Source organism: Roseisolibacter agri (assembly GCF_030159095.1).
Lineage (GTDB): Bacteria > Gemmatimonadota > Gemmatimonadetes > Gemmatimonadales > Gemmatimonadaceae > Roseisolibacter > Roseisolibacter agri.
Window position 1 is genome coordinate 201,807 of sequence record NZ_BRXS01000005.1, and the last position, 25,366, is coordinate 227,172.

25 protein-coding genes are annotated in these 25,366 nt (G+C 74.7%); 17 read left to right on the plus strand and 8 right to left on the minus strand.

Translation table 11 applies throughout. The features are described from left to right. Positions 1 to 4: 4 nt before the first annotated feature. The 4 genes from rosag_RS16480 (at position 5) to rosag_RS16495 (ending at position 2,263) form a co-directional block, all read left to right on the plus strand. A complete protein-coding gene (locus rosag_RS16480; protein ID WP_284351253.1) occupies positions 5 to 484 on the plus strand; it encodes a hypothetical protein in 480 nt (159 codons plus the stop codon). Continuing rightward, entirely contained in the window at positions 481 to 1,050 is a 570-nt protein-coding gene (locus tag rosag_RS16485) for a ComEA family DNA-binding protein (protein WP_284351254.1), read from the plus strand. The genes rosag_RS16480 and rosag_RS16485 overlap by 4 nt, the downstream gene beginning before the upstream one ends. A gap of 109 nt (positions 1,051 to 1,159) precedes the next feature. Next, on the plus strand, positions 1,160 to 1,783 hold the full coding sequence (locus tag rosag_RS16490; RefSeq protein WP_284351255.1) for a hypothetical protein: 624 nt from the start codon (positions 1,160 to 1,162) through the stop codon (positions 1,781 to 1,783). 33 nt (positions 1,784 to 1,816) lie between these two features. Beyond that, positions 1,817 to 2,263, plus strand: coding sequence for a DoxX family protein (locus tag rosag_RS16495; protein ID WP_284351256.1), 447 nt, complete (start codon positions 1,817 to 1,819; stop codon positions 2,261 to 2,263). A 384-nt stretch (positions 2,264 to 2,647) separates the two neighbouring features. Here rosag_RS16495 and rosag_RS16500 read toward each other — a convergent pair whose 3' ends face one another. From rosag_RS16500 to rosag_RS16510, 3 genes are all read right to left on the minus strand, one after another. Next, positions 2,648 to 5,224, minus strand: a complete 2,577-nt coding sequence (locus rosag_RS16500; RefSeq protein WP_284351257.1) for a TonB-dependent receptor domain-containing protein — start codon at positions 5,222 to 5,224, stop codon at positions 2,648 to 2,650. Between the two features lie 284 nt (positions 5,225 to 5,508). Beyond that, complete coding sequence (locus rosag_RS25425) at positions 5,509 to 6,042, minus strand: DUF6496 domain-containing protein (protein WP_345784846.1); 534 nt, start codon at positions 6,040 to 6,042, stop codon at positions 5,509 to 5,511. 311 nt (positions 6,043 to 6,353) lie between these two features. Beyond that, positions 6,354 to 7,676, minus strand: coding sequence for a pyridoxal phosphate-dependent aminotransferase (locus rosag_RS16510; RefSeq protein ID WP_284351259.1), 1,323 nt, complete (start codon positions 7,674 to 7,676; stop codon positions 6,354 to 6,356). A gap of 142 nt (positions 7,677 to 7,818) precedes the next feature. On the opposite strand from rosag_RS16510, the gene rosag_RS16515 reads away from it, so the two are divergent. The 7 genes from rosag_RS16515 to rosag_RS16545 all read left to right on the plus strand — a co-directional run bounded on the left by rosag_RS16515 (position 7,819) and on the right by rosag_RS16545 (position 14,458). Then, positions 7,819 to 9,564, plus strand: a complete 1,746-nt coding sequence (locus rosag_RS16515) for a sensor histidine kinase (RefSeq protein WP_284351260.1) — start codon at positions 7,819 to 7,821, stop codon at positions 9,562 to 9,564. After that, the gene (locus tag rosag_RS16520) at positions 9,564 to 10,268 is read left to right on the plus strand and encodes a response regulator transcription factor (RefSeq protein WP_284351261.1); all 705 of its coding nucleotides are present in this window, start codon (positions 9,564 to 9,566) and stop codon (positions 10,266 to 10,268) included. Before rosag_RS16515 ends, rosag_RS16520 begins: the two co-directional genes overlap by 1 nt. 126 nt (positions 10,269 to 10,394) lie before the next feature. Next, entirely contained in the window at positions 10,395 to 11,384 is a 990-nt protein-coding gene (locus rosag_RS16525; protein WP_284351262.1) for a sulfurtransferase, read from the plus strand. Then, on the plus strand, positions 11,381 to 11,899 hold the full coding sequence (locus rosag_RS16530; protein ID WP_284351263.1) for a YeeE/YedE thiosulfate transporter family protein: 519 nt from the start codon (positions 11,381 to 11,383) through the stop codon (positions 11,897 to 11,899). The genes rosag_RS16525 and rosag_RS16530 overlap by 4 nt, the downstream gene beginning before the upstream one ends. After that, the gene (locus tag rosag_RS16535; RefSeq protein WP_284351264.1) at positions 11,896 to 12,492 is read left to right on the plus strand and encodes a YeeE/YedE thiosulfate transporter family protein; all 597 of its coding nucleotides are present in this window, start codon (positions 11,896 to 11,898) and stop codon (positions 12,490 to 12,492) included. Before rosag_RS16530 ends, rosag_RS16535 begins: the two co-directional genes overlap by 4 nt. Next, positions 12,489 to 13,061 carry a rhodanese-like domain-containing protein gene (locus rosag_RS16540; protein WP_284351265.1) on the plus strand — a complete coding sequence of 191 codons (573 nt, stop codon included), beginning with the start codon at positions 12,489 to 12,491 and terminating at the stop codon, positions 13,059 to 13,061. The genes rosag_RS16535 and rosag_RS16540 overlap by 4 nt, the downstream gene beginning before the upstream one ends. Further along, positions 13,055 to 14,458, plus strand: a complete 1,404-nt coding sequence (locus tag rosag_RS16545; protein WP_284351266.1) for an aminotransferase class V-fold PLP-dependent enzyme — start codon at positions 13,055 to 13,057, stop codon at positions 14,456 to 14,458. The genes rosag_RS16540 and rosag_RS16545 overlap by 7 nt, the downstream gene beginning before the upstream one ends. 7 nt (positions 14,459 to 14,465) lie before the next feature. On the opposite strand, the gene rosag_RS16550 is transcribed toward rosag_RS16545, so the two are convergent. Then, positions 14,466 to 15,107, minus strand: coding sequence for a TetR/AcrR family transcriptional regulator (locus rosag_RS16550; protein ID WP_284351267.1), 642 nt, complete (start codon positions 15,105 to 15,107; stop codon positions 14,466 to 14,468). Between the two features lie 103 nt (positions 15,108 to 15,210). On the opposite strand from rosag_RS16550, the gene rosag_RS16555 reads away from it, so the two are divergent. Next, positions 15,211 to 17,721 (plus strand): hypothetical protein, encoded by a 2,511-nt coding sequence (locus rosag_RS16555; protein ID WP_284351268.1) that lies wholly within the window; start codon positions 15,211 to 15,213, stop codon positions 17,719 to 17,721. 40 nt (positions 17,722 to 17,761) lie between these two features. On the opposite strand, the gene rosag_RS16560 is transcribed toward rosag_RS16555, so the two are convergent. The 4 genes from rosag_RS16560 to rosag_RS16575 all read right to left on the minus strand — a co-directional run bounded on the left by rosag_RS16560 (position 17,762) and on the right by rosag_RS16575 (position 21,586). Then, on the minus strand, positions 17,762 to 18,058 hold the full coding sequence (locus rosag_RS16560; protein ID WP_284351269.1) for a hypothetical protein: 297 nt from the start codon (positions 18,056 to 18,058) through the stop codon (positions 17,762 to 17,764). 59 nt (positions 18,059 to 18,117) lie between these two features. Continuing rightward, the gene (gene infA, locus rosag_RS16565) at positions 18,118 to 18,336 is read right to left on the minus strand and encodes a translation initiation factor IF-1 (RefSeq protein WP_284351270.1); all 219 of its coding nucleotides are present in this window, start codon (positions 18,334 to 18,336) and stop codon (positions 18,118 to 18,120) included. Positions 18,337 to 18,485: 149 nt separating this feature from the next. Continuing rightward, the gene (locus rosag_RS16570; RefSeq protein WP_284351271.1) at positions 18,486 to 20,261 is read right to left on the minus strand and encodes a M48 family metalloprotease; all 1,776 of its coding nucleotides are present in this window, start codon (positions 20,259 to 20,261) and stop codon (positions 18,486 to 18,488) included. Beyond that, on the minus strand, positions 20,258 to 21,586 hold the full coding sequence (locus rosag_RS16575; protein WP_284351272.1) for a tetratricopeptide repeat protein: 1,329 nt from the start codon (positions 21,584 to 21,586) through the stop codon (positions 20,258 to 20,260). The genes rosag_RS16570 and rosag_RS16575 overlap by 4 nt, the downstream gene beginning before the upstream one ends. 170 nt (positions 21,587 to 21,756) lie before the next feature. On the opposite strand from rosag_RS16575, the gene rosag_RS16580 reads away from it, so the two are divergent. The 5 genes from rosag_RS16580 to rosag_RS16600 all read left to right on the plus strand — a co-directional run bounded on the left by rosag_RS16580 (position 21,757) and on the right by rosag_RS16600 (position 25,344). Beyond that, positions 21,757 to 21,936: a hypothetical protein gene (locus rosag_RS16580; protein WP_284351273.1), complete on the plus strand. Its 180-nt coding sequence runs from the start codon at positions 21,757 to 21,759 to the stop codon at positions 21,934 to 21,936. Positions 21,937 to 22,041: 105 nt separating this feature from the next. Next, complete coding sequence (locus tag rosag_RS16585; protein ID WP_284351274.1) at positions 22,042 to 23,184, plus strand: maleylacetate reductase; 1,143 nt, start codon at positions 22,042 to 22,044, stop codon at positions 23,182 to 23,184. Continuing rightward, positions 23,178 to 23,498, plus strand: a complete 321-nt coding sequence (locus rosag_RS16590; RefSeq protein WP_284351275.1) for a putative quinol monooxygenase — start codon at positions 23,178 to 23,180, stop codon at positions 23,496 to 23,498. The genes rosag_RS16585 and rosag_RS16590 overlap by 7 nt, the downstream gene beginning before the upstream one ends. Before the next feature lie 460 nt (positions 23,499 to 23,958). Continuing rightward, positions 23,959 to 24,711 carry a DUF4331 family protein gene (locus rosag_RS16595; RefSeq protein ID WP_284351276.1) on the plus strand — a complete coding sequence of 251 codons (753 nt, stop codon included), beginning with the start codon at positions 23,959 to 23,961 and terminating at the stop codon, positions 24,709 to 24,711. A gap of 45 nt (positions 24,712 to 24,756) precedes the next feature. Then, the gene (locus rosag_RS16600; RefSeq protein WP_284351277.1) at positions 24,757 to 25,344 is read left to right on the plus strand and encodes a DUF4331 family protein; all 588 of its coding nucleotides are present in this window, start codon (positions 24,757 to 24,759) and stop codon (positions 25,342 to 25,344) included. Positions 25,345 to 25,366 lie beyond the last annotated feature (22 nt).

Genomic DNA, 25,366 nt, shown 5'->3' on the forward strand with positions numbered 1-25,366 from the left:
GCGCGTGCACGCCCCGCTCCCGACGGGCGACGCGCCGCTGCGGCGGCTGCTGCTTCTGCTCGTGCTGTTCGGCGCCGTGGGACTGGTGGCCGAGCTGCTGCTGCTGGAGCACTGGGACGATCCGTGGCAGTGGACGCCGCTCGTGCTGCTCGGCCTCGTGCTCGCGCTGGGCGGGCTGCTCGCGCGCCGGCCGACGCGCGGGCTGCTGCGCGCGTTCCGCGCGCTCATGGGCGCCTGCCTGATCGCGGGCGTGCTCGGGGTGTACCTGCACTACCGCGGCAACGTAGAGTTCGAGCTGGAGCGCGAGCCGACGCTCGCGGGCGTCGCGCTGCTGTGGGAGGCCGTGCGCGGCGCGACGCCCGCGCTGGCGCCGGGCGCGCTGGCGCAGCTCGGGCTGCTCGGCCTGCTGTACGCACATCGCCATCCGCTGCTGACCGATCCACCACGCGATCCCTCACTCGACCACGCCGGAGAGTCCGCATGATCCGTCGCTCCACGCTCCTGCCGGCCGCGCTCGCGGCGCTCGCGCTCACCGCCTGCTCGGGCGCCAAGGACGCGCCGGCCGACAGCGCCGCCGCCGTCGCCGGCGACACCGTCGCGCCGGCCGCCGCGGCGCCCACCGCCACCGCGCCCACGGACAGCGCCACGGCGGCCACGACGCCCGCGCCCGCGGATGGTGCGCTGCTCGATCCCAACTCGGCCACGCGGGATCAGCTGGCCGCCGTGCCCGGGATGACGCCCGGCTCCGCCGACGCGCTGGTGGCGGGCCGCCCGTACGCCGACATGCGCGCGGTGGACAAGGTGCTGACCACCGCGCAGCTGGACTCCGCGACGCGCCGCACGGTGTACGCGCGCGTCTTCAAGCCGCTCGACCTGAACACGGCGACGGGCGAGGAGATCGTCCTGATCCCGGGCGTCGGCCGCAAGATGCGCCACGAGTTCGAGGAGTACCGGCCGTACAAGGACATCGCGCGCTTTCGCCGCGAGATCGGCAAGTACGTCGATTCGACCGAGGTCGCGCGGCTCGAGAAGTACGTGACGATCAAGTGACGGCTGCGGACTGCGGGCTGCGGTTCGGAGCCGCAGCCCGCAGGGCTTGTAGCATCCCGGCGAACGGTGGATGTTGGGGCGCCGCGCCTCCGTCTCCCGCCGAGTCCCCATGCACCCCATCCTCGTTCTCGGCCTGCTGGCCGGCATGCGCCACGCGCTGGAGGCCGACCACCTGGCCGCCGTCGCCAGCCTCGCCACCAGCGGGCGCAGCGCGCGGTCGGTGATGCTGCAGGGCGCCGCATGGGGGCTCGGACACACGGCGACGCTGCTGCTGGTGGGCGGCGTGTGCCTGCTGCTCGGCGCCGCGATCCCGGAGCGCACCTCGGCCGCGCTGGAGCTGGGCGTCGGCGTCATGCTCGTGCTGCTCGGCGCGCAGGTGCTGTGGCGCCGCTGGCGGCCGCGGCACACGCCGCACGTGCACGTCGTCGCGCTGCCACGCCGCGCGCTGGTGGTGGGCGCGGTGCACGGGCTGGCCGGGTCGGCGGCGCTGCTGGTGCTGACGCTGGCCGCCGCGCGCTCGCCGTGGACGGGGCTCGCCTACATCGGCCTGTTCGGCGCGGGCTCGATCGTCGGGATGGTCGCGCTGGCGGCGGCGCTCGCGGTCCCGCTCCGGCTCTCGGCGCGACTCCCGGCGCGGCTGTTCCACGGCGTCGAGCTGCTGCTCGGCGGCGCGACGATCGTCGTCGGCGCGCGGCTCGTCCATCACACCGCGACCCTGCTCGGCCAGTCCTGACCGCACGGCCCACCGGCCCGCTCGGAGGACCCGATGGCCACTCCCGTCCGCGTCCCGCAGGACACGTCGCGCGCCGACCTCGCGCTGCTCGTGCTGCGCGTGGTGATCGGCGGCATCGTGCTGGCGCACGGCGCGCAGAAGGCGTTCGTGTTCGGCTTGAGGGGCGTCAGCGGCGCGCTCGCGCAGATGGGCGCCCCGCTGCCCGCCCTCACCGGGCCGCTGGTGACGCTGACGGAGCTGCTCGGCGGGCTGGCGCTGATCGTCGGGCTCCTGACGCGGCTGGCGGCGATCGGCGTGTCGCTCGACATGCTCGGCGCGATCCTGATCGTGCACCTGCCCGCGGGCTTCTTCCTCCCCAACGGGATGGAGTTCGTGCTCGCGCTGCTGGGGGCGTGCGTGACGCTCGCGATCGCGGGGCCGGGCGACTACTCGCTCGACTGGCTGCTCGCGGAGCGGCGGCGCAACGCGGCGCTGCGCTGACGTCTGCGACGCAGCGTCGAGCGCTGGCATCCGACGTCGCGCCCGTTCGGTTGGCCTATTGGGGAGGATACGGATGCTCCGGATGCGCCGGATCGTTCGGATCGCTCCACGCCGGCGCACGGGACGTCGCCACCACGCGGGACGATCCGACGCATCCGCTTCATCCGGAGCATCCGTGTCCGCCCCAAATGCCAAAGGGGTCCGGCGCGCCGGACCCGAACTGGAACTGCAGCAAGGATGAAAGTCCGAGAACGTCTGATAACGACGGAGGGCTCCGCGTCGGGCGACGTTCCTCGCCACGACGTGGAGCCCTCCGCTGTCATCAGATCTTGTCAGACTTTCATCCTTGCCGATGCAGTTGCAGTTCCGCGGTCCGCGGGCGGATCACGGCAGCCCGGGCTGGCCCGCCTGCGGCACCGACTCCTCCTGCGGACGCGGGCGGAGGCGCGGCGCCTGGCCGAAGTTCCAGCTGAAGTTCAGGAACGCGCCGCGGGCGCCGAAGCGGCGGTCCATCAGCTGGATCACGCGGCCGTCGCTGGCGTGGATCGTCCAGCCCATCGTCCCGAGCGGATCCATGATGCGGAGCGTCGCCGTCGCCTTGTCGCCGCGCAGCTTGTGGCGCACGGCCAGGTTCGTCATCAGGAAGCGCGACTGCGTGCCCTGCTCGGTCTTCATCTTCGCGCGGTACGAGCCGAACGCCTGCAGGTCCGTAGTCGGGAGGATCTTCCACGTCACGTTGGCGCGCGTCGCCCAGCCGAACGCCTTCACCGACGTGGCGTTCTCCAGGTTGGCCGCGTCCGTGCGGTTCTCGAAGACGCTCGCGCCGCCGAAGCCCGTGAGCTTGCCCGCGCGGAAGGTCAGGTTCGCGTCCGTGCCGTACGAGTCGCTCGTCGCCGCGTTCTGGAACGAGATGCGCAGGATGCCCGCCTCGTCCACGACGCCGATCTGACGCACCGCGTTGACCGTGTGGCGCAGGTAGGGCGTGATCTGCAGCGAGCCGAGGTTCCGCGGCAGCGACTGCTGGTAGCCCAGCTCGTACGAGTGCGTGTACTCCGGCTGCAGGCGCGGGTTGCCCTCGAAGACCGTCAGCGCGTCCTCGCGGAAGCCGAACGGGTTGAGCTGCTGCACGAACGGGCGCTGGATGCGCTTCGAGTAGCTCGCCTTCAGCTGGCGCTGCGGGTCGAGGTTGTACGACACGATCGCGCTCGGGAACGCGCTCTTGTAGTCGTTGTCGTACGTCTTGTTCGTCGTGCGCAGGTCGAAGGTGCTGGCCGCCTGCTCCAGGCGCAGGCCGCCCTGCAGGTCGAACTTGCCCACGTTCTGGCTCAGCACCGCGTAGCCGGCGTTGACCTGCTCGTCGTACGTGTAGGCGTTGCTGCGGGCGAGGTCCGCGCCGAGCGTGCCGCCCTGCACGCCCGTGGCGACGTCGAAGTCGCTCGTCTGGTGGCGGAACGTGCCCTTGTAGCCCGACTCGAGCTTCGTGCCCTTGCGCAGCTCGCGCGTCCAGTCGACCTGCGCGAAGGCGTTGGTGCTGCGCTCCTGCGTCTCGTTGGTCTCGAGGCCGGCCGGCGTGCCCGTTGACGCGCCCGTGCCGCTCAGCGTCTCGCGCGTGAACAGCACGTCGTTCTCGTCGCGGGTGTGGTTGACGCGCCCCTCGACCACGAGCTGGTTGGCGTTCGGCTTGACCGTGCGGCGCCAGGTGGCCGCGTAGTCCGCCATCAGGCCCCCCTGGTCCTGGTCGGTGAACTGGTTGCTGCGCGACGTGATCGCGCCCGCGCCGTCGACGTCGCGGTAGAAGCTCCCGTTCAGGCGCCCCATCGCGCGCTTGTTGAGCACGAGGTTGTTGCTGAACGTGTTCACCTTGTCGGCCTTGTACTCCGCCGTCAGCGTCGCGCTGTGCGACTGCGGGCGCATCACGCCGTCGAGGTCCGAGTCGAGCGAGCCCGGGAACGCCGACGACACGATGGCGCGCGTCGAGTAGCCCTCGACGGTGCGGCGGTCCTTCATGAAGCCGTAGCTCGAGAAGAACGTCCACCGGCCTTCCTGGTGGCCGAGGTTCCCGTTCGCGGTCATCTGGCGCGTGCTGCCGCCGCCGAACGAGAAGGCGCCGCTCGTCCCGAGGTCGGCCTCCTGCTTCAGCACGAGGTTGATGATGCCGGCCATCCCCTCGGGGTCGTTCTTGGCCGACGGGTTGGACACCACCTCGACCTTGGAGACGATGTTGGCCGGAAGCTGCGCGAGGAAGTTGCCGAGCTGCTCGCCGCGCATCGGCGTGACGCGGCCGTTGATCTGCACGACGACGCTGCTGTTGCCGCGCAGGCTCACCTTGTTGTCGCCGTCCACCTCGACCGCGGGGACGTTGCGCAGGACGTCGACGGCGGTGCCGCCGGACGTCGCGGGCATGTCCTTCACCGAGTACGCGTTCCGGTCCGGCGCCAGCGCCACCTCCTCGCGCTCGGCCTGCACCTGCACGCCGGAGAGCTGGGTCGGCGCGGGCTCCAGCGCCAGCCGCCCGAGGTCGATGCGCGGGTTGTCCGGCGTCACGACGACGTTCGTCTTCAGCAGCGGCGTGTAGCCGAGGGCGCGCAGGCGGACCGTGTAGCGGCCCGGCCGCAGCCCCTCGATGCGGAAGGTGCCGTCCGCCTTGGCCAGCGCGCCGCCCACGAGCGACGAGTCGGCGGCCGACCGGATGGTGACCGCGGCCGACGGGATGGCCTGGCCGCTGGTGGCGTTGAACGCGACGCCGCCGATCTGGCCGGGGCCCGCCGGGACCTGGGCGCGCGCGGCGGCGCCGGGACCGCCGGGGCCACCCGGACCACCCGGACGGGCGCCCGCCGGCGGAGCGCCGGCGCCGGGCGCGCGCTGCTGCTGGGCGGGCGGCTGGGCAGCGGGCTGCTGGGCGGCGAGCGTGGCGGGCGCCAGGAGGGCGAGCGCGGAGAGACGGCGACCGAGTGGACGCATGGGATGGCGAACGGCGACGGGTGGAGCGCACCGACGGCCCCGGAGGAGGGGCCGTGGGGTCGCGCGCAGGGTCCGGACTTCGACAGCCGGCCGCGCGCGGAGGGATGCCAGCGGACCCGTCGCCATACGCATCGTTGACAATCGGGATTCAGCGGGATGGTCCGCATGACGAAATGCGAACAAACCCGGACCGTCCGGAAACGGCCGAGGGCCCGGGGATCCGCTCCCCGGGCCCTCGATCCGGCCCGCCGTCGGCCGGTCCCGCGACCGGTCGCTACGTCGGATTACGACCGGGACGTGGCGCGCTTGCGGCCCCCGCCGCGCTTCGCGGCCGTCTTGCGCGTCGACTTCCGTGCGGTGGACTTCCGCGCGGTCGACTTCTTCGCGGTCGACTTCTTCGCGGTCGAGCGCTTGGTCGTCGACTTCCGCGCCGTCGACTTCTTCGCGGTCGACTTGCGCGCCGACGATTTCCTCGCGGTCGAGCGCTTCGCCGTCGACTTCTTCGCGGTGCCGCGCTTCGCAGTGCCGCGCTTCGCGGTGGACTTCTTCGCCGTCGACTTCCTCGCCGTCGACTTCCTCGCCGTCGACTTCTTCGCCGTCGACTTCTTCGCGCCGGTGCGCTTGCGCGGCACCTTGGCGCCCTCCTCGCGGGCCTCCGACAGGCCGATCGCGATCGCCTGCTCGCGGCTCGTGACGCGGCCGCCGTGTCCCGCCTTGCCGCGCTTCAGCGTGCCCGACTTCCGGCGCCGCATCGCGCTCGCCACCCGCTTGCCGGCGGCCTTCCCGTATCGACGTCCCGACGCTCGCTTCGTTGCCATCGTTCCTCCCGCGTGCGGTGAGGCGTACGCCAGCTCGATCCGGCGCCGCGCGAGCGCGCGCCTTTGCAAACCGAGGGCCCGCGCGTCGCCGACCCGCGATTTTGTCGCCCGTCGAGCCTAACGCGTGTCGCAGCGGACCCGGAACTACGAACGGCTTTGACAGGATTGGACGGATTGAACGGACACGATCGGATTACCTCCCATGTGGCGGCGACGCTCGATGCGCCGCGAGGAGCGTACATCCGATCTTGTCCGTCTAATCCGTCGTAATCCTGTCCAATGCAGTTCGGGTCCGGCGCGTCGATGCCGCGCTACGCCACCGCCTCCAGCGCCGCGCGCAGCCGCGGCAGCATCGCCGCGATCTCCGCGGGCGACACGGCGCCCACCGACATGCGGAACCACCCCGTGTCCTCCATCAGCCCGAACGCCTGGAACGGCACGATCGCCAGCCCCGCGGCCTCCAGCAGGTACTCGCGCACGTCCTCGTTCGTGCGCAGCACCGCGCCCGACGGCGTGCGGCGGCCCAGCAGCGCGAAGCGCACGCTGAGATAGATCGCGCCCATCGGGGGGATGGCCTCGACGGCGAGGCCCGCGTCGCGCATCGCGCGCAGCCCGTCGTACAGCGCGTCCAGCCGCTGCCGCGCGCCGTCCACGATCTGCCGCTGGTACGCGCGCACCTCCGCCGTCGCCGCCAGCACCTTCGCCGACGCCACCTGCTCCGCACGCGGCGCCCACGCGCCCACGTGGCCCAGCAGGTCGCTCATGCGCGCGATCACGTCCTTCGGGCCCGCCGCCCAGCCCACGCGCAGCCCCGTCGCCGCGAACGCCTTCGAGATCCCGTCGACGTAGATCGTGTAGTCCGCCATCTCCGGACGCAGCACCGTCGGCATCACGTGCCGCGTCTCGCCGAAGGTCAGCATCCAGTACACCTGGTCGTACATCAGGAAGAGCGCGCGCTCGCCCGTGGCGGCGCGGCGGCGGTTCTCCTCCAGCACCAGGTCGCACACGTCCGCCAGCGCGTCCGCCGTGAACGCGGTGCCCGCCGGGTTGAGCGGGGAGTTCAGCGCCAGCAGCCGCGCGCCCCGCAGCACGCCCGCCAGCGCGTCGCGCGATGGGAGGAACGCGTGCGCCGCGTCGCACTCCACCGCCACGCCGGTCGCGCCCGACAGGTGGCAGTAGTGGTTGTTGTTCCACGACGGCACCGGGTACACCACGCGGTCGCCCGGATCGACGACCGTGCGGTACGTCCCGTAGATCGCCGGCCGCGCGCCGCCCGTGATCAGCACCTGCTCGGCCGGATAGTCGAGGCCCAGCCACTCGCGGTAGAACGCGCTCACCGCCTCGCGCAGCGACGCCACGCCCGCCGACGGCGGGTAGTTCGTCTCGCCGGCCAGCAGCGCCGCCTCGATCTCCGTCGCCAGGTGCGGCGGGATGCGGAACTCGCTCGGGCTGAAGTCGCCGACCGTGAGGTTGCACACCGGCGCGCCCGCCGCGACCATCGCACGGACCTCGCCGGCGATCTTCAGGATCTCCGAGCCGACCAGCGCGTCGGCCACGGCGGAGAGCCGCCGGCCAGGGCGCACGGCCGCGGTGGCCGTGCCGTGCGCGTCGAGGGTGGACGGTCCCGTGGGCATCGGCAGCGGTGGCTGGAGAGTGGGGGACGAGCGGCGCGATTCATCATTCTCGCACACTCCCCCCATTGGCGGCAGCGGCCACGGCGACGCATCGTGGACGTGCCCTCCGTCCGTCCACGCGCACTCTCCCCTCCCGCTGTCGATGGGACCCTGGCGGCTCCCGCCCCTCCGCTGGCCGACGCTGCTGCTGCTCGCGAGCGTCGCCCTCACCACCGTGGGAGTCGTCGAGGCGAACCGGGCGATCCGGTCGCACCGCGCGGTGGCCGAGCATGCGCTGCGGGACTACGCGGGCTTCGCGGCCTGGAGCTACCAGCAGCACCTCCGCGAGAGCCTCGGCGCCGCCACGCAGGAGCTGCTGGGCGCGGTGAACCACGGCGAGGGGATGCACACGTCGCCGCGCGTGCCCGACGCGCGCGAGCTGGCGCACTACATCCCCATGGACGCGCAGTGCGGCTGCCACCGGCCGCGCCACGGCCCGAGCCCGGCGGTGTTCTTCGGGTGGAAGCTCGGCACCGACACCCTGGGGCTGGGCGTGAACTCGCACGCCGATCCGATGGAAGGGTGGGAGGTCGACCGCCCGCTCGCGTACCCGGCCTCCGCCGACCGCCGCACGCCGTTCACGGCCGAGGAGCGCGCGTGGATCAACGACACGCTCACGCGGCACATCCGCCGGGGCGGCGATGTCGGACGCTTCCCGCTCGTGATCGCGCGGCTGGACTCGGTGCCGCGCGTGCTGGTCTACACGCTGATGCCCACCGCGTGGGGTGACACGCTGGTCTACGGCGCGGAGTACTCGCGCGGCGCCTTCGCGGGGATGCTGCGCCGCGTGATGAACGACCGCGGGCTCCTGCCGGAGGCGTTCACGCGCGGGCGCGCGGCCACGGAGGTCGTGCACCTGCAGGTGGACGACGCCACCGGCGCCACGCTGTTCGCCTCCGCGCCGGTGCGCGACTGGACGCTCGACGACAGCACGCGCCTGCCGCCCGGCGTGGGCTCGCTGCGCGTGCGCGCGCAGATCCAGCCGGCGCTCGCCGGCACGCTGGTCATCGGCGGGCTGCCGCGCTCGCGGCTCCCGTTCCTGGTGGGGCTGCTCTCGGTCGCCGCCGCGCTGTCGCTGGTGGCCGTCGGGCAGATCCGCCGCGAGGGCGAGCTGGCGCGCATGCGCGGCGACTTCGTCGACAGCATCTCGCACGAGCTGCGCACGCCGCTGGCGCAGATGCGCCTCTACCTCGAGACGCTGCGGCTGGGCCGCTTCACGACCGAGGCGCAGCGCGCGCGCTCGCTGGACAACGTGGAGCGCGAGACGATGCGGCTGGGCCAGCTCGTCGAGCGCGTGCTGCGCTTCTCGCGCCTCGGCCGCGACGACGACGGCGCCCGCGCGCCGGTGGACGTCGGCGACGAGGTGACGCGCATCGTCGGCGAGTTCGCGCCACTGGCGGCCGCGCGCCGCGCGCAGCTCGCGGTGGACGCCGCGCGGGTGCCCGTGCTGCGGCTGCGACCGTCCGCGCTGCGCCACCTCCTGCTCAACCTGCTGGACAACGCCGTGAAGTACGGGCCGGTGGGCCAGACGGTGCGCGTGCGGCTGCGCCACGCCGACGGCGCCCTGCGGCTCGAGGTGACGGACGAGGGCTCCGGCGTTCCCGCGAACGAGCGCGAGAGCGTGTGGAAGCCCTACCAGCGTGGGCGCACGGTGGGACACACCGCGGGCAGCGGCATCGGCCTCGCGGTGGTGCGCGACGTCGCGGCGCAGCACGGCGGCCGCGCCTTCATCGAGGCGACGCCAGACGGGCGCGGCGCGACGTTCGTGGTCGTGCTCCCGGTCGATCCGGCCGACGCCGTCGAGTCGACCGTCGCGTCGCACACGGCACCCGAGCCGGTGCACGGCTGATGGCGCGCATCCTGGTGGTCGAGGACAACCTCCCGCTGGCCGAGGGGATCGCGTACAACCTCGAGCACGAGCGCCACGAGGCGCGCATCGCCGAGGACGGGCGCGCGGGGCTGGAGGCGGTGCGCGCGTGGTCGCCCGATCTCGTCATCCTCGACCTGATGCTGCCGGAGCTCGACGGCTACCAGGTGCTGCAGGCGATCCGGAAGGAGCGCAACGCGGTGCCCGTCATCATCCTCACCGCGCGCGGCGAGGAGGCCGACAAGGTGCGCGGCTTCCGCCTGGACGCCGACCAGTACGTCACCAAGCCGTTCGGCGTGCTGGAGCTGATCGAGCGCGTCAACGCGCTGCTGCGGCGCGCGGCCGCGCGGGCGCCGGTCGCCGCGCCGGCGCACCTGATCCGCTTCGGCGACGTGGTGGTGGACACCGCCGCGCGCACCGTCACGCGGGGCGGGCGCCCGTGTGCGCTCACGCCCAAGGCGTTCGAGCTGCTGCTGGCGCTCATCCACCGCGACGGCGCGGTCGCCACGCGCGTCGAGCTGCTGACGGAGGTGTGGGGCTACGGCGCGTTCGTGCTGTCGCGGACGGTCGACTCGCACGTCGCGGAGCTGCGCCGCAAGCTGGAGGTCGATCCCGCGCACCCGCGCCACATCGTCACGGTGTGGAAGTCGGGCTACCGCTTCGACGCGGCGCCGCGGACGTCCTGAGACGTCCTAGGACGTCACAGTTCCCGCACAAGCTCGGCATCCGGCTTCCACCACTCCCGCCGGCGTTCGCGGCATCGTGGGCCTGCGCACCGCACACCGCGGCGCACCACCCCGACGGGAGCCCCGATGCCGATCCCACGCCACACCGCCCGCCTCCTCGCGGCGGCCCCGCTGCTCCTCGCGCCGGTCCTCGAGCTGCCGCCGGACCGCACGACCGACCGATCGACCGACCGATCGACCGGCCGCCAGCCGCAGGTCGACTCGCGCGCCGCGCTGCTCGTGACGCCCACCTGGCTGGCCGAGCACCTGAGGGATCCCGACCTCGTGCTGCTGCACGTCGGCGACAAGGCCGAGTACGACCGCGCCCACCTGCCCGGCGCGCGCTACGTGTCGATGCGCGACGTCTCCGTGTCGAGCATGGACCACGCGAACGGGTTGATGCTGGAGCTCCCCTCGCCCGACTCCCTCCGCGCGCAGCTGCAGGCGCTCGGCATCTCCGACCGGTCGCGCGTGGTCGTGTACTACGGCAACGACTGGGTGTCGCCCGCGACGCGCATCGTCTTCACGCTCGACCACGCGGGGCTCGGCGCGCGCACGTCGCTGCTGGACGGCGGCATGAGCGCGTGGTCGGCGGCCGGCCATCCGACGACGGCCGAGGTGCCGGCGCGCACGGTCGGGAAGCTGTCGCCGCTGCGCACGCGGCCGCTGGTCGTGGACGCCGAGTACGTGAAGGCGCACGTGAACGCGCCCGGCAGCCGCGTCATCGACGCGCGCGCGGCGGTGTTCTACGACGGCGTGGAGGGGAACGACGCGCGCCGCGGTCACGTCGCCGGCGCGCGCAGCCTGCCGTTCACGCAGGTCACCGACGACCGCATGCGCCTGCGCAGCGCCGAGGAGCTGACGGCGCTCTTCCGCGCGGCGGGCGTGGGGCCGCGCGACACGGTGGTCGCGTACTGCCACATCGGGCAGCAGGCCACCGCGGTGCTGTTCGCGGCGCGCACGCTGGGGCATCCGGTCCGGCTGTTCGACGGCTCGTACCAGGAGTGGGGGCGCCGCCCCGAGCTGCCGGTCGAGAACCCGGCGGCCCGCGGCGCCAGCGGGAGCGCGAAGCCGTGAGCGCTCGCGCGCCGCGTCCGTACGCGGATCCGTACCTCACCGGCGTCGGCCTGGGGCTCGTGCTGCTCGCCGCGTTCGTGCTGGTGGGGCGCGGGCTCGGCGCCTCCGGCGCGTTCGCGACCGCCGCGGCGACGGTGGTGGACGCCGCGTCGCCGGCGGCCGCGCGCGCGAACGCGTTCTTCGCCGACCACCTGGACGCCGGCGGCCTGCTGCGCGACTGGCTGGTGGTCGAGATCCTCGGCGTGATGATCGGCGGCTTCGCGTCGGCGGCGCTGGCGGGGCGGCTGCGCCTCGCGGTGGACCGCGGGCCGCGCACGTCGATCGCGGAGCGGGTGCTGCTGGCGATCGGCGGCGGCGCGGTGATGGGCGCGGGCGCGGTGCTCGCGCGCGGCTGCACCAGCGGCCAGGCGCTCACCGGGGGCGCGCTGCTGAGCGTCGGCAGCTGGCTCTTCGTCGGGGCGGCGTTCGCGACGGCGTACGGCGCGGCGTGGGCGCTGCGGCGGGTGTGGACGTGACGGCCCCGCTCACCGAGACGGGCGCGCTGGGCGCGGCCGGCGCGCTCGCGGCCGCGCTGCTGGTCGGCATCGCGTTCGGCTGGTGCCTGGAGCGCGCGGGGCTGGGGAACGCGCGCAAGCTCGTCGCGCAGTTCTACCTCACGGACCTCGCCGTCTTCAAGGTGATGTTCAGCGCGATCGTGACGGCGATGCTGGGCGCGTTCTGGCTGTCGCGTCTCGGAGTGCTGGACCTGTCGCTGGTGCACGTGCCCGAGACGTGGCTGCTGCCGCAGCTCGCGGGCGGCGCGCAGTTCGGCGTCGGGATGGCGACGGCGGGGCTGTGCCCGGGCACCGCGTGCGTGAGCGCGGCGACCGGCCGCGGCGACGGGCTCGCGGTCGTCGCCGGCTTCCTCGCCGGCGTGCTGCTCGCGGGTGCGGCGCTGCCGCGCATCGCCGGCTTCTTCACGAGCACGGCGCGCGGCGTGGACACGCTGCCCGCGCGGCTCGGCGTGTCGCAGGGCGCGGTCGTGCTGCTGATCGTCGCGCTGGCGCTCGCCGGCTTCGCGGTCGCGGGCCGGATCGAGCGGGCGCGCGGCGCGCGGCGCGTCGCATGACGACCACTCGCATCCTCGCGGGCGTGGCCGCGCTGCTCGCGGTCGGCGCGGCGCTCATGGGAAGCCCCGCGCCCGCGCCGCGCGGTGGCGCCGTCGACGTTGCGGCGCTGGCGCGCGAGATCGACCGCGAGGCGGACCACGTCACCGCCGTCGAGCTGGCGCAGTGGATCCGCGAGCGGAAGGACGGGCTGCGCGTGATCGACGTGCGCGCGGACTCCGAGTACGCGGCCTACCACATCCCGAGCGCCGAGCGACTGGGGATGGCGGAGGTGGCGGCATTGCGGCCGAGCGCGGGCCAGACGCTCGTGCTCTACAGCGAGGGCGGCGCGCACGCGGCGCAGGCCTGGGTGCTGCTGCGCGCGGCCGGCCACCAGCGCGTCTACTTCCTGCGCGGCGGGCTGCTCGACTGGATGGAGCAGGTGATGAACCCGGTGAACGCCGACGCGCGCGTCGCGGAGCTGAGCCGCTACTTCGGCGGCGTCCCGCGCGCGGGCGCCGTGCCGGAGCCTGGTGCCACGCTCACCCCGGCCAGCGGCGCGGTGGCGCGCATGCGGAGGCGCGGATGCTGACCGAGACGCTGCGCCGCACGCAGGCATTCGGCATCGATGCGGACGTGGACTTCGCCGCGCTGCGCGCGCGCGAGTTCGCGCGGCTGGACGCCGACTCCCACGCGTACCTCGACTACACGGGCAGCGCGCTCTATCCCGAGTCGCTGGTCACCGCGCACGCGGAGCTGCTGCGCGGCGCCGTGCTCGGCAACCCGCACGCGGAGAGCCCGGCGTCGCTCGCCAGCTCCGCGCTCATCGCGGAGGCGCGCGCGCGCGTGCTGCGCTTCCTCGACGCCGATCCGTCGGAGTACGCGGTCGTCTTCACGCCGAACGCCACGGGCGCGCTGCGGCTGGTGGGCGAGGCGTACGCGTTCGGGCGCGAGGCACCGCTCGTGCTCTCGGCCGACAACCACAACTCGGTGAACGGGCTGCGCGAGCACGCACGTCGCGCGGGCGCCGCGGTGCACGTGCTGCCGCTGGACGAACAGCTCCGCCTCGCGCGCCCCGAGGCGTCGCTGCGGGCGCTGCGCGCGACGCACGCGGGGCAGGGGCTGCTGGCGTTTCCGGCGCAGTCCAACTTCTCGGGCGCGCGGCATCCGCTGTCCCTCGTGCGCGCGGCGCGCTCGCTGGGCTACGCGGTGCTGCTGGATGCAGCCGCCTGGGTGCCGACGAGCCCCCTCTCGCTGCGCGCGGTGCCGGCGGACTTCGTCGCGCTCTCGTTCTACAAGATGTTCGGCTATCCCACCGGCGTCGGCGCGCTGGTCGCGCGCCACGACGCGCTGGCGGCGCTGCGGCGGCCGTGGTTCGCGGGCGGGACGGTGGAGTACGTCTCGGTGCAGCACGGCACGCACCTGCTGCGGCCCGGCGCCGACGGCTTCGAGGACGGCACGGCGGACTTCCTCGCGCTCGGTGCCATCGGCGCGGGGCTCGACTTCCTCGACGACGTGGGGCTCGACCGCGTGCGCACGCGCGTCGCGGCGCTCACCGCGCGACTCGTCGCCGCGCTGGGCGCGCTCACGCACCGCGACGGCGCGCCGCTGGTGCGGCTCTACGGCCCGGCGGACCCCTGCGACCGCGGCGGCACGGTGACGTTCAACGTGCTCGACGCGCGCGGCGACGCCATTCCGTTCTCGGACGTGGAGGCGCGGGCGCGCGCGGCGCGCGTGTCGGTGCGCGGCGGCTGCTTCTGCAACCCGGGCGCGTCGGAGGCGGCGTTCGGCTTCCCCTTCGAGGCGACCGCGCGCTGTCTGGCGGCGACGACGCGCGCGGGGTGGAGCCTGGAGCGGTTCGCGGACTGCCTGCGCGGCCACGCGGTGGGCGCGGTGCGAGCCTCGGTCGGGATCCCGACGAGCGATGCGGACCTCGACCGGCTGGTCGAGGTGGTGGCCGCGATGGCCGACGACCCGGGCGGCCGCTGAGGGTGCGTCAGGGCGCCGGCCGCCGCGCCATCCCGAACATCATCAGCCGCGTCGTCTCCTCGACCAGCGCCTCCAGCGACGGCGCGACGCCGGCCGTCTGCCCGTCGAGCGAGAGCATCACGAGGCCGTGCAGCATCGACCAGAGCGCGACGGCCATGATCGCGGGGTCGCCGGGGCCCACGAGTCCCGCCGTCTGCAGCGCGCCGATCCCCTCGGCCACGAAGCCGAGGATTCCGTGCGACTCGGCGCGCAGATCGGGAAAGTCGGCGTGCCGCGCCACCTCCGGCCCGAACATCACGCGGTATTCGGCCGGGTGCGCGTGGGCGAAGCGCACGTAGGCGAAGGCCACCTGCCGGAAGCCCGCCGGGCCCTCGGCCGACCGCGCCGCCTCCAGCATCGCCTCGCGCATGCGGCGGAAGCCGTCCTCCGCCACCGCAGCCACCAGCTCCCGTCTGTCGGCAAAGTGGCGGTAGGGTGCCGTCTGGCTGACACCGGCCGCTCGGGCGACGCCGCGTAGCGTCAGCGCCTCGGGCCCCTCCGTCCGCAGCAGCGTCAGCGCGGCGCGGATGAGCGCGGGCCGGAGATCGCCGTGGTGGTAGGCGCGCGGCTCGTCGGCGGCGGCGGAGTCGGAGCGGGCTCGGGGAGACATGTCCGGAAAATATGTGTTGACAGCGTCAACATCCGCTACAATGTTGACGCTGTAAACATTCCGCCGGCCGTCGCCGACCCCGTCGCATCCTGAGGTGCCCGCCATGCGCTCCGCCCGCCGCTCGCTCGCCGTCCTCGCCCTCCTGTGCTCGGTCCCGTCCCTCGCCGCTGCCCAGGCCGCCGCGCCGAACCCCGACCTGCAGGAGTGCGTCGGGCTGGCCGAGCGGGGTCAGGCGGCGGCCGCCCTCCCGCCGGGGCGTCGGGCGGAGGCGCTCTTCCGCGCGCGGCTCGCCCGCCAGCCCCGCGACGTCGAGGCGATCGTCGGCCTCGCCCGCGCGCTCAGCCAGTGCGTCCTCCCGTCCGCCGACTTCGCGACGCAGGGCGAGCTGAGCGCGCAGGCGATCGAGCTGCTGGAGACGGCGCTCGAGCTCGACACGAACCACTGGGTCGCCCGCTTCGTGCTCGCGTCCATCCACTTCCGGTCGCCAGCATTCCTGGGCCGGGCGCCGCGCGCGGCGCGTGAGCTGGACGTGCTCCTGCAGCACTCCGGCGACGCGACGGCCAACCCGCGGCTCGCGCGCGCCTTCGAGATGCGCGGCGTCCTGTGGAGTCGCGCCGGTCGCGCGGACAGCGCCCGCGCCGTGTGGGCCCGAGGCGCCCGCCTCTTCCCGTCGGATGGCGCACTGCGCGCCCTCGCCGACAGTGCGGGCGCCACGACGGCGCCGGTCGCTCCGTCGTCGGCCGCGGCGCTGAACGCCGTGCGCGTGGTCGCCACCGCGTCCGCGCCGCTCTTGGCCACGCCGTCCGTGCGGACCGTGGGGCGCGCGCAGGTGCTGATGGCCGCTGGCGCGGGCGCCGACGTCCTGCAGGCGGTGCAGCTGCAGCCCGGCGCGACCCGCGTGGGCGAGGGGAGCGACGTCTACACGCGTGGCGGCGACCCGGCCGAGACCTCGCTCTCGCTGGACGGCGGCCGCGTGCTCTCGATCGCGCGGTTCGAGGGGCTCGGCGGCGGGATGTTCGGCGCGCTGGAGCCCTTCGTCGTGCGCGGCGTGCGCTACTCCAGCGGCGGCTTCTCGGCCCGCCACGGCAACGCGCTCTCGGGCGTGCTCGAGATCGAGACTGACGGCCGGCCGCGCGAGCGGCAGCTGCGTGCCGGCGCGAGCCTCGTGCAGGCCAGCGGCACCGCGCGCGCGCCCATCGGCCGGCGCGCGGGCGCGTGGGCCAGTGCGCGGGTCAGCCATACCGGCGCGCTGCTGGCGACGCACGGACGGACGCGCGAGTTCGACGGCGCGCCACATTCCGAGGAGGCGATCGCATCGTTCGTCGCGTCGCCGTCGCCGACCAGCGAGCTGCGCGCGACGGCGCTCGTCGAGCGCGACGAGGCACGGCGCATCGTCGGCGCGCACGGGTGGACGGGCCCGTTCCACTCGGCGGGCGGCACGCGCGCGCTGCTCGTGTCGTCGCGCTGGGTGGCGCCGCGCGCGCCGGTGCTCGTGCGCGCGAGCGTGGCGGGCAGCCGGCGCGACAACGCGTGGGACTTCGGCGTGCTGGCGCGCGACCGCGACGAGGGAAGCCTCGTCGCACGCGCCGACGTCGAGTGGACGGCGTCGACCGCGCTCACGGTGCGCGGCGGCGCGGAGGAGGGCGCGTTCGCGCGCACCGAGCGCGGCACGCTGCCGACGACGGCGAGCGTCGCACCGACCTCACCGACGCGCGGGCTCGGCGGGGCTACGAGCCGCGCGCGGCACCACGGCGGGTGGGCGGAGGCCGAGTGGACGCAGGGCGCGGCGACGCTGACCGCGGGCGTGCGCGCGGACCGTCTGCCCGGCGAGTCGCGCACGACGCTCGATCCGCGCGTGGCGGTCGCCGCGCGGCGCGGCGCGTGGACGGGGCGCGTGAGCGGCGGCGTGTTCCACCAGGGCCGCTGGCGCGCGACGCCGACGGTCCCGGATGCGGGGACGCCGTCCGGCATCCCGGGTACCGCGCGCCACCTCGTCGTCGGGCTGGAGCGCGAGGCCCCAACGGGCACGCTCCGCGTGGAGGGGTACCACAAGGCGTACGCGGACTACGCCGCGCACGGCGACGGGCCGCGCATCACGTCCGGCACGTCGCGCGGGCTCGACCTGATCGCGCAGCGCACGGGCAGTGGGCGCGTCACGGGATGGCTCGCGTGGTCGCTGCTGGACGCGACGGTGCGCCTGGCCGACGGCACCCGCGTGCGCGCGCCGTTCGACGTCACGCACTCCGTCACCGCGTCGGCGACCGTGGCGCTGCCGCGCGAGTGGAGCGTGGGCTCGACGGTGCGTTACGGCACCGGCACGCCCCTCACGCCCGTCGTGGGCGGCACCGCGCTGGCGGACGGGCGGTTCGCGCCGGCCTACGGCGCGACGATGGGCGACCGGCTGCCGGCGCACGCGCGCGCCGACCTGCGCGTGATGCGCTTCGTGCGCACGCCGAGCGTGCTGCTGACGCCCTTCGTGGAGGTGCTCAACGTCGCGGGGCGGGCCAACGCGACGGCCGTGACGTACGACGCGCGCTACCGCACGCGCACGCTGGTACCGTCGTTCTTCGCGCAGCGCACCGTGGTGGCGGGCGCGGAGGTGCAGTTCCGCTGACGGTGCGCGCGTCGCGACGCGCACCGTCGGCGTGGCACGGTCAGGACGTCTGCTCGGGCGTGGCGGCCGCGGTCGTCGTGGGGCGACGGTTCCAGCGGCTCGGCGCCGGCGCGGCGCGGCGCGCCAGCAGCTCGTCGTAGTACGCGACCACGCGCGCCTGGACCGTCGCGGGCGTGTCGTCCGGCTCGGCGCGGAAGGGCGCGTGGCGCTGGTGCTGCTCGGTCGAGACCTGGAACCACCACCACGCGTCGTTGCGGGCGTGGCGCGACGCCTCGACGACGCACGTGAAGGTGCGATCGGCGTCGACGAAGGCGAAGGGCTGGGGCGTCTGGCTCATGGCTGCTCCTCGGACCGGAAGGGAATCGGGATCGGTGACGGCGGCGGACCGGCGCGCGATCACGTCTTGTGGCGGAACGTGATGCGGCCGCGCGAGAGGTCGTACGGCGAGACGTCGACCTTCACGCGGTCCCCGGCGAGGACGCGGATGCGGAACTTCCGCATCTTCCCGGCGAGCGTCGCCATGACGACGTGGCCGGCGTCGAGCGAGACCCGGAACATGGCGCTGGGCAGCACCTCGGTGATGACGCCCTCGAGCTCGATGGCCTCTTCCTTCAAGCGCACTCTCCTTGGCGGAACGAAAAAAGGGCCCCGCGAGAGCGAGGGCCCTTGTCCATCAGCGGTGTATGCGCGTCGGCGCATGTGTCGCTGACCTAAAGCTAGACGGGCGCACCGGTTGGGGCAATGCGCGCGGCATGGCAGATCGCTCAGCCGATCCGCGCCCCGGGCACGCCGGCCAGCACCTCGCGCAGCGCCTGCTGCCGCCGGTCCAGCAGCACGACCGCCGTCTCCTCGCCCAGCGCCGCGGCGCCGCGCACGCGGTCCGCCACGGCGTCCGCGCCGTCGCCCGCGGCCGTCAGCCCGAGCACGCACGGCCGGCCGGGGGAGTGGCGCAGCTCGCGCACCGCGAGGAAGGCCTCGCGCACCGCGGGCTCGCGGGCCAGCGCCTCGCGCACGAGGGCCAGCGCCGCCGCGTCCAGCTCGTGCGGCACGAAGCGGTCGAGCGGGCTCACCGTCGTCCGCTCGGCCTCCGCCATGGCGGTGCGCGTGGCGTGTCGCGTGGCGCGCGTGTGCCAGCGATGCGCCTCGACCTCGCGGCCGCGATCGGCGTGGAAGCGCTCCAGCAGCGCGCACCCCTCGCCCTCCAGCGCCGGATCGCGCGCCAGCGCGCGCTCCACGAGCGGCACGCCCGCCTCGTCGTCCGCGTCCAGGAGGAGGCGGCCGATCGCCAGCGCCGCACGCGCGTGCTCGGGATCGGCGTCGAGCGCCGCGCGGTAGAGCGGGAGCGCCTCGTCGGCGCCACGCAGCGCCTCCACGAGCGTCGCGCGCTCGAACGTCGCGTCGGCGGACGGCGGGCCGGCCTCCAGCGCGGCGAGGCGGGCGCGCCGGCGCCGCACCGATTCATGCCGCGCCCGCCACGGGCCGGCGCAGGCGGCCCGCCACTCGTCGTCGAGCTGCGCGGCGAGCGTGTCGAAGCGCGCGCCGAGCAGCGCCTCGCCGGCCGAACGCTCGGTGCGCGGCGGCAGGCGCGCGGGCTCGCCGAGCGCGGCGAGGCGCTCCGCGAGGCAGGGATGGCTGTCGTGCGGCTCGGTGGACGACGCCAGCAGCTCCGCGAGCAGCGACGGCTCGGCCGCGTCGTCGGCGGTGCGCACGCCGTCGCGGCGCAGGCGCGCGAACGCGTGCGGCGGCTCGGGCTCGTCGTCGATCGCGGCGCGCACGGCGGGCCAGAAGCGCTCGTCCAGCAGCCGGCCGCCGACGTCGATGAGCGCCAGCGTGTCGGCGGTCGTGCGCGCGTCGGTGTGCGCGGCCGCGATGCCGTCGGCGAGCAGCTCCTGCGTGCGCGCCACCGCGGCCGACTGCGCCTCCAGGCGCGGCACGTAGCGCGCGAGCGGCCAGCGCACGAAGATCGGCATGGTGCCGCGCTCGTGCACCGCCGTGGCGAGCTGCATCCACGAGCGGCGCGTGCGGTAGACGAGGCCCGCGAGCCAGCCGTGCGCGTGGACGAGGTGCGCCAGCTCGTGCGCGACGACGGCGCGCAGCTGCGCGACCGACAGCGTCGCCAGCACGGGGAAGCCCAGCAGCAGCGTGCCGCGCGGGCGGCCGAACGGGAAGCCCGTCTGCACGATGCTGGCGTTGAACGCGGTCGTGACGACGATGCGCTCCACGCGCGGCGCGCCCATCGCGCGCGCGAGCGCTTCCACCTCGGCCGCCAGTGCGGGCGCGTCGCCGGGCGCGAGCGCCACGCCGCGCGGCGCGGGGAGCCGGAAGAAGAGCGCGCGGATCGCCGCCGCGGTGACGAGCACGGACGGCACGCCGACGAAGAGCGCGACGACCGCCACCATCGGACGGCGCGCGAGCAGGCCCCAGGCGAGGAACGCGACCACGCCCGCGAACGCGGCGACGATGCCCAGCAGCCAGGCGTAGCCCTCCGCGACGAGCAGCGCGAGCCGCCACGGCGACGTGTCGCGCGCCGGCCGCGTCACGACGGCGCCGAGTCGTCGTCGGCGGCAGCGCCCAGCGCCTCGAGCCCGCGCAGCGCCTCCTCGCGTACCTCCGGCGACGGGTCCATCTCGAGCGCCTCGCGGTAGCTCCGCGCCGCCGCCGCGTGCTCGCCCATCGCGCCGAGGGCGTGCGCGCGGTTGACGGCGGCGTTGGCGAAGTGCGGCTGCAGCGTGAGCGCGCGCTCGCAGTCCGCCACCGCCCGTGCGTGGTCGCCGCGGCGGAAGTGCGCGAACGCCCGGTTGGCGAACGCGTTCGGGTAGCGCGGGCGGATGGCGATCGCGTGGTCGTAGTGCGCGATGGCGCGATCGAGGTCGCCGCGCCGCTCCAGCGCCGCGCCGAGGTTGCTGTGGATGGTCGCGTCGTTGCCGTCGAGCTGCAGCGCGTGCTCCAGCAGCTCCACGGCGCGGTCGAGCTGCCCGCGCCGCAGGTGGTCGACGCCCAGGTTCATGATCGGCTCCGCGCGCTGCGGCAGGAGCGCCGTCATGCGCGCCCAGTCGGCCGCCGCGCGCTCGGCGTCGTCGAGCTTGGAGTACGCGGTGCCGCGCAGGTTGTAGAGCTCCGCGTCGTCCGGCGCGAGCGCGATCGCGCGGTCGAGGCACGCCACCGCGCGCGCCGCGAAGTTCTCGTTGTGCAGGTAGAGCTTCGCGAGCTGCGCGAGCCCGTGCGCCTCGTTGCGCGACCACGCCAGCAGCGCCGACATCGGCACGAAGTACGCGCCGGCGATCGCGCCCGCCACCGCGGCCGCCGCGATGCTCCCCATCGATCCGAGCGCGTTGCGGTGCACCCAGGTGGCCACGCCCGTGCAGAGCGGCGCGAGCGGCAGCGCGGCCATCATCCAGGCGTCCTCGCGCCGGACGGTGCGCGGCGTGTTGCCGCCGTGGACGATGCCGAGCAGCACGCCGCCGCCGACGCTGATGGCGTACGCGGCCCACGTCGCGTCGCGCGCGGCGCCGAGCATCGCCGCCGCCGCCAGCAGCACGGCCCAGAAGACCGTGGACTTCGCGTGGAAGGTCATCGACGCGTCGAGCAGGCGGCGCGTCAGCGGGCCCACGGCGCGCAGCACGACGAGGACCGCGAGCAGGTACGCGCCGAACGCGGCGAGCGAGCCGCGGATGCCGGGGCTGAACGTGACGGCGCCGAGCACGCCGGCGACGAGGCCGACGACCGCGAGCCAGAGGGCGGCGCCGACGCGCGAGCCGCGGTAGAGCAGCTCGGGCTCCCAGAGGGCGGCGGTGCTGGCGACCTCCTCGTCGTCGAGGTAGACGTTGAGGTCGTCCATCCAGGCGGTGGGGTCCTGCAGGGGCATGGCTCACCTGCCGGCGAGGGGGGCGGCTGGAGTCCGACCGGCCGATAGTAGCATTCCCCGGCGGCGCCGGACATGGCGGAGGCGAGGGTGGGGCAGTCGGGCCTCGCGGCCGGCCGTGGCCCCGGGCCTGCATGTGCGGCCGACAGACCCCTGACCCGGGAGAGCTCCGCATGACCGCTGCGGCCTACATCGAGAACCTGCTGGCCATCCGTGAGGCGCGGTACCTGAGGGACCTGCGCGACGTGCGGCAGGCGCTGCCGCCGCGCGACCGGGACGACCCGCAGTCGCGCTTCCTGCGCGAGCAGCTGGCCGAGCGCGAGCTGGAGCTCGCGTCGGCGCTCACGGTCTGAGGCGCCGCCAGCGGCCGCCGATCTGACGACCGTCCCCGCACCACTCGTGCGGGGACGGTCGTCGCGCGCGCCGGGTATACTTGAGGCGCCATGAACCCAGGCGCCATGAGCGGTCCGTCCAGCCCCGCCCCCCTCACCGACGCCCTGCTGCGCGGCGGCTTCACGGTCGCGCCCATGCCGGCCCGCGTGGTCTTCGGCGCGGGCGCGCTCGAGCGGCTGCCGTCCGTGGTGGACGAGCTGGGCGCGCGGCGCGTGCTGCTGGTCGCGAGCGCGGGGCGCGCCGCCCTCGTGGAGCGCGCATCGGCGCTGCTGGGCGCCCGACTGGCGGGGCTCGACCGGCGGGCGGTGATGCACGTGCCCGCCGCCGTCGCCGACGCCGTCGCCGCGAACGCGCGCGACGTGGGCGCGGACCTGGTGGTGGCGATCGGCGGCGGATCGGCGATCGGGATGGCGAAGGCGATCGCGCTCGCGGGCGGGCCGGGCAGCGTCGCGGTGCCGACCACGTACTCGGGCTCCGAGATGACGCCGATCTGGGGCGTCACGCGCGACGGCGCGAAGGAGACCGGGCGCGACGAGCGCGTGCGGCCGCGCGCGGTGCTCTACGACCCGGCGCTGACCCTCGACCTGCCGCCCGCGGTGTCGGGGCCGAGCGCGCTGAACGCGATCGCGCACTGCATGGAGGCGCTGTACGCGCCCGACGTGAACCCGGTGGTCGCGCTGCTGGCGGCCGAGGGGCTGCGCGCGCTGGCCACTGCGATCCCGCGCGTCGTGCGCGCGCCCGACGACCTCGCCGCGCGCACCGGCGCGCTGTATGGCGCGTGGCTCGCGGGCCTCGCGCTCGGCGCCTCGACGATGGGGCTGCACCACAAGCTCTGCCACGTGCTGGGCGGGAGCTTCGGGCTGCCGCACGCCGAGACGCACGCGGTGATGCTGCCGCACACGGTGGCGTACAACGCGCCGGCCGCGCGCGACGCGATGGATGCGGCCGCGCGCGCGCTCGGGACCGACGACGCAGTGCGCGCGCTGCACGCGCTGCTGGCGGACGTCGCGCACGCCGCGGGCACGCGCACGTCGCTGCGCGCGCTCGGCCTTCGCGAGGCCGACCTCGATCGCGCGGTGACGCTGGCGACCGCGCGTCCGTATCCCAACCCACGGCCGGTGGAGCCGCGCGCGCTGCTCGCGCTGCTCGCGCGCGCGCTGGACGGCGCGCCGCCGGCCGACGACCCTCACTCCGAGCCGCCATGCTGATCGTCCACGTGCACGTCCACGTGAAGCCCGACGCCGTCGACGCGTTCGCGAGGGCCTCGCTGGAGAACGCGCGCCACAGCCGCGAGGAGCCGGGCATCGTGCGCTTCGACGTCGTGCAGCAGCAGGACGACCCGACGCGCTTCGTGCTGGTCGAGATCTATCGCACGAGCGAGGACCCGGCGCGGCACAAGGCGACCGCGCACTACGCGACGTGGCGCGACGCGGTGGAGCCGATGATGGCGGAGCCGCGGCGGAGCGTGAAGTACCACGCGCTGTCGCCGGCGCCGGCGGGGTGGGAGATGGCGCCGGAGTAACGCTGCGTGCTGCGTGCTGCGTGGCCGACATCGGCTCGCCAGACCCGAACGGCATTGGACGGGATTACAACGGATTAGACGGACAGGAGCCGGATTACGCTCCGCGTGGCACGTAGAACGTCGCCACCACACGGGAGGTAATCCGGCTCCTGTCCGTTCAATCCGTCCAATCCTGTCAAAGCCGTTCGCCGTTCACGGATGATCCGGCTCATCCGGAGCATCCGTATCCCCCTCGAGTAGTTCGGGCAGGCCGGGCATGGCATCGACTGCCGAGGGCAGGAGCCCACACGCAGCACGCGGCACGCAGCACGCAGCTCTTTCCAATCCGGCCGTGAGTCGGTGGCGTAGCCCACACGCACGCACCCACCACGGCCTGTCGCCGCCGCCGCGTCCGGCATCGGCACTCCAGGCCGCCTCGGGGAGCGAGGACCGCTCCCGCACCCACGCAGCCGGAGAGCCCATGCGCAGCCCACGCTCACGCGGGCGGACGATCAGGGCGACGACCGCCGCACTGCTCGCCACCACCGTCGTGGCCGGCGTCGTCGTCGCGTCGGACCACCAGGACACCGCGTTCGTCGAGTTCAACCCGCGCTACGACGTCAACGACGTCTACGCCTTCCCCGGCTCGAGCCCCGATCGCGTCGCGCTCGTGCTCGGGACGTCGTCGCCGCTCACGCCCGCGGGCACGCCCACCGCGCGCTTCGGCGACGAGAGCCAGATCCTCTACCAGCTCAAGATCGACAACACCGGCGACGCCCGCGAGGACCTCGTCCTCCAGGTGACGTTCACCGGCGGGCCCGGCGCGCAGCGCGTGCACGTGCGCGGCCCCGCGAAGCCGCGACAGGTCGGCACGGCCAACACGCTGCTGCGCAGCGAGGGCGGACGCGAGGTCGAGGGGCCCGTGAACCAGGTGCTCGGCAGCGCGGACGGGATGCAGGTGTTCGCCGGCCCGCGCGACGATCCGTTCTTCATCGACCTCGAGGCGTTCTTCCGCATCCTGCCCGACCGGAAGCCGGAGTCGGGCCCGCTGTCGACGATCACGCAGGGGCCGCTGACGTTCCGGCCCGCCGGCAGCGCGGTCGACTTCGTCCGCGGGCTCAACGACCTCGCGATCGTGATCGAGCTGCCGCTCAAGGAGCTCACCAACGGCCAGCAGCAGCGCTTCGGCGTGTGGGGCACGACGAGTCGCGCCCGCACGGGCGGGGCGAGCTGAATGCGCCCGCACGCCGACACCCCACGCCCGAGGAGCACGCGAGCCATGTCGAAATCCATGCAGTGGGCGGCCGTCGCGGCCCTGGCGCTCGTCGCCGCCGGATGCGCCGACACGAACACGAGCGGCGTGAGCGGTCCCGACGCCGGGATGCTCGCCGCCGGCAATCCCGCCAGCGACGTCGTCTACGATCAGGTCGAGTTCCTCGGCAACCCGCTGGTCAGCGAGGTCACGATCGTCAAGGCGCAGCACGAGGCGTACAACCGCACGCAGCCCTACAACACCGCGACGTTCCGTCCGCAGACGGACCAGTTCATCACCGGCGTCGCGGGCCGTCCGGCGGCCTACGCGCAGACCGTGTCGGGCGTGCTCTATCCCGACATGCTGGTCGTCGACGCGTCGAAGCCGGCGAGCACCGCGGGCTGGCTCTCGTGGGCGCTGGCCGAGGGCTATGGCGGCCGCAAGCTGACCGACGACGTCGTCGACGTCGGGCTGATCGCGATCTTCAGCAGCCTGCTGAGCCCCGCGGGCGCGAGCTGCGCACCGGGCGCGCTGCCGCTGTGCACGGACAACGTGGGCGCGAACGACAAGCCGTTCTCGAACGCGTTCCCGTACCTCGCCTCCCCGACGCTGTGAGGCCGCGCGGACCGCGCCAGGA

Bases quoted from the DNA above. Each gene is read 5' to 3' on its own strand.
- rosag_RS16485 (WP_284351254.1), top strand. From the start codon at position 481: ATGATCCGTCGCTCCACGCTCCTGCCGGCCGCGCTCGCGGCGCTCGCG.
- rosag_RS16490 (WP_284351255.1), top strand. From the start codon at position 1,160: ATGCACCCCATCCTCGTTCTCGGCCTGCTGGCCGGCATGCGCCACGCG.
- rosag_RS16495 (WP_284351256.1), top strand. From the start codon at position 1,817: ATGGCCACTCCCGTCCGCGTCCCGCAGGACACGTCGCGCGCCGACCTC.
- rosag_RS16500 (WP_284351257.1), bottom strand. From the start codon at position 5,224: ATGCGTCCACTCGGTCGCCGTCTCTCCGCGCTCGCCCTCCTGGCGCCC.
- rosag_RS25425 (WP_345784846.1), bottom strand. From the start codon at position 6,042: ATGGCAACGAAGCGAGCGTCGGGACGTCGATACGGGAAGGCCGCCGGC.
- rosag_RS16510 (WP_284351259.1), bottom strand. From the start codon at position 7,676: ATGCCCACGGGACCGTCCACCCTCGACGCGCACGGCACGGCCACCGCG.
- rosag_RS16515 (WP_284351260.1), top strand. From the start codon at position 7,819: ATGGGACCCTGGCGGCTCCCGCCCCTCCGCTGGCCGACGCTGCTGCTG.
- rosag_RS16520 (WP_284351261.1), top strand. From the start codon at position 9,564: ATGGCGCGCATCCTGGTGGTCGAGGACAACCTCCCGCTGGCCGAGGGG.
- rosag_RS16525 (WP_284351262.1), top strand. From the start codon at position 10,395: ATGCCGATCCCACGCCACACCGCCCGCCTCCTCGCGGCGGCCCCGCTG.
- rosag_RS16540 (WP_284351265.1), top strand. From the start codon at position 12,489: ATGACGACCACTCGCATCCTCGCGGGCGTGGCCGCGCTGCTCGCGGTC.
- rosag_RS16545 (WP_284351266.1), top strand. From the start codon at position 13,055: ATGCTGACCGAGACGCTGCGCCGCACGCAGGCATTCGGCATCGATGCG.
- rosag_RS16550 (WP_284351267.1), bottom strand. From the start codon at position 15,107: ATGTCTCCCCGAGCCCGCTCCGACTCCGCCGCCGCCGACGAGCCGCGC.
- rosag_RS16555 (WP_284351268.1), top strand. From the start codon at position 15,211: ATGCGCTCCGCCCGCCGCTCGCTCGCCGTCCTCGCCCTCCTGTGCTCG.
- rosag_RS16560 (WP_284351269.1), bottom strand. From the start codon at position 18,058: ATGAGCCAGACGCCCCAGCCCTTCGCCTTCGTCGACGCCGATCGCACC.
- rosag_RS16575 (WP_284351272.1), bottom strand. From the start codon at position 21,586: ATGCCCCTGCAGGACCCCACCGCCTGGATGGACGACCTCAACGTCTAC.
- rosag_RS16580 (WP_284351273.1), top strand. From the start codon at position 21,757: ATGACCGCTGCGGCCTACATCGAGAACCTGCTGGCCATCCGTGAGGCG.
- rosag_RS16585 (WP_284351274.1), top strand. From the start codon at position 22,042: ATGAGCGGTCCGTCCAGCCCCGCCCCCCTCACCGACGCCCTGCTGCGC.
- rosag_RS16590 (WP_284351275.1), top strand. From the start codon at position 23,178: ATGCTGATCGTCCACGTGCACGTCCACGTGAAGCCCGACGCCGTCGAC.
- rosag_RS16595 (WP_284351276.1), top strand. From the start codon at position 23,959: ATGCGCAGCCCACGCTCACGCGGGCGGACGATCAGGGCGACGACCGCC.
- rosag_RS16600 (WP_284351277.1), top strand. From the start codon at position 24,757: ATGTCGAAATCCATGCAGTGGGCGGCCGTCGCGGCCCTGGCGCTCGTC.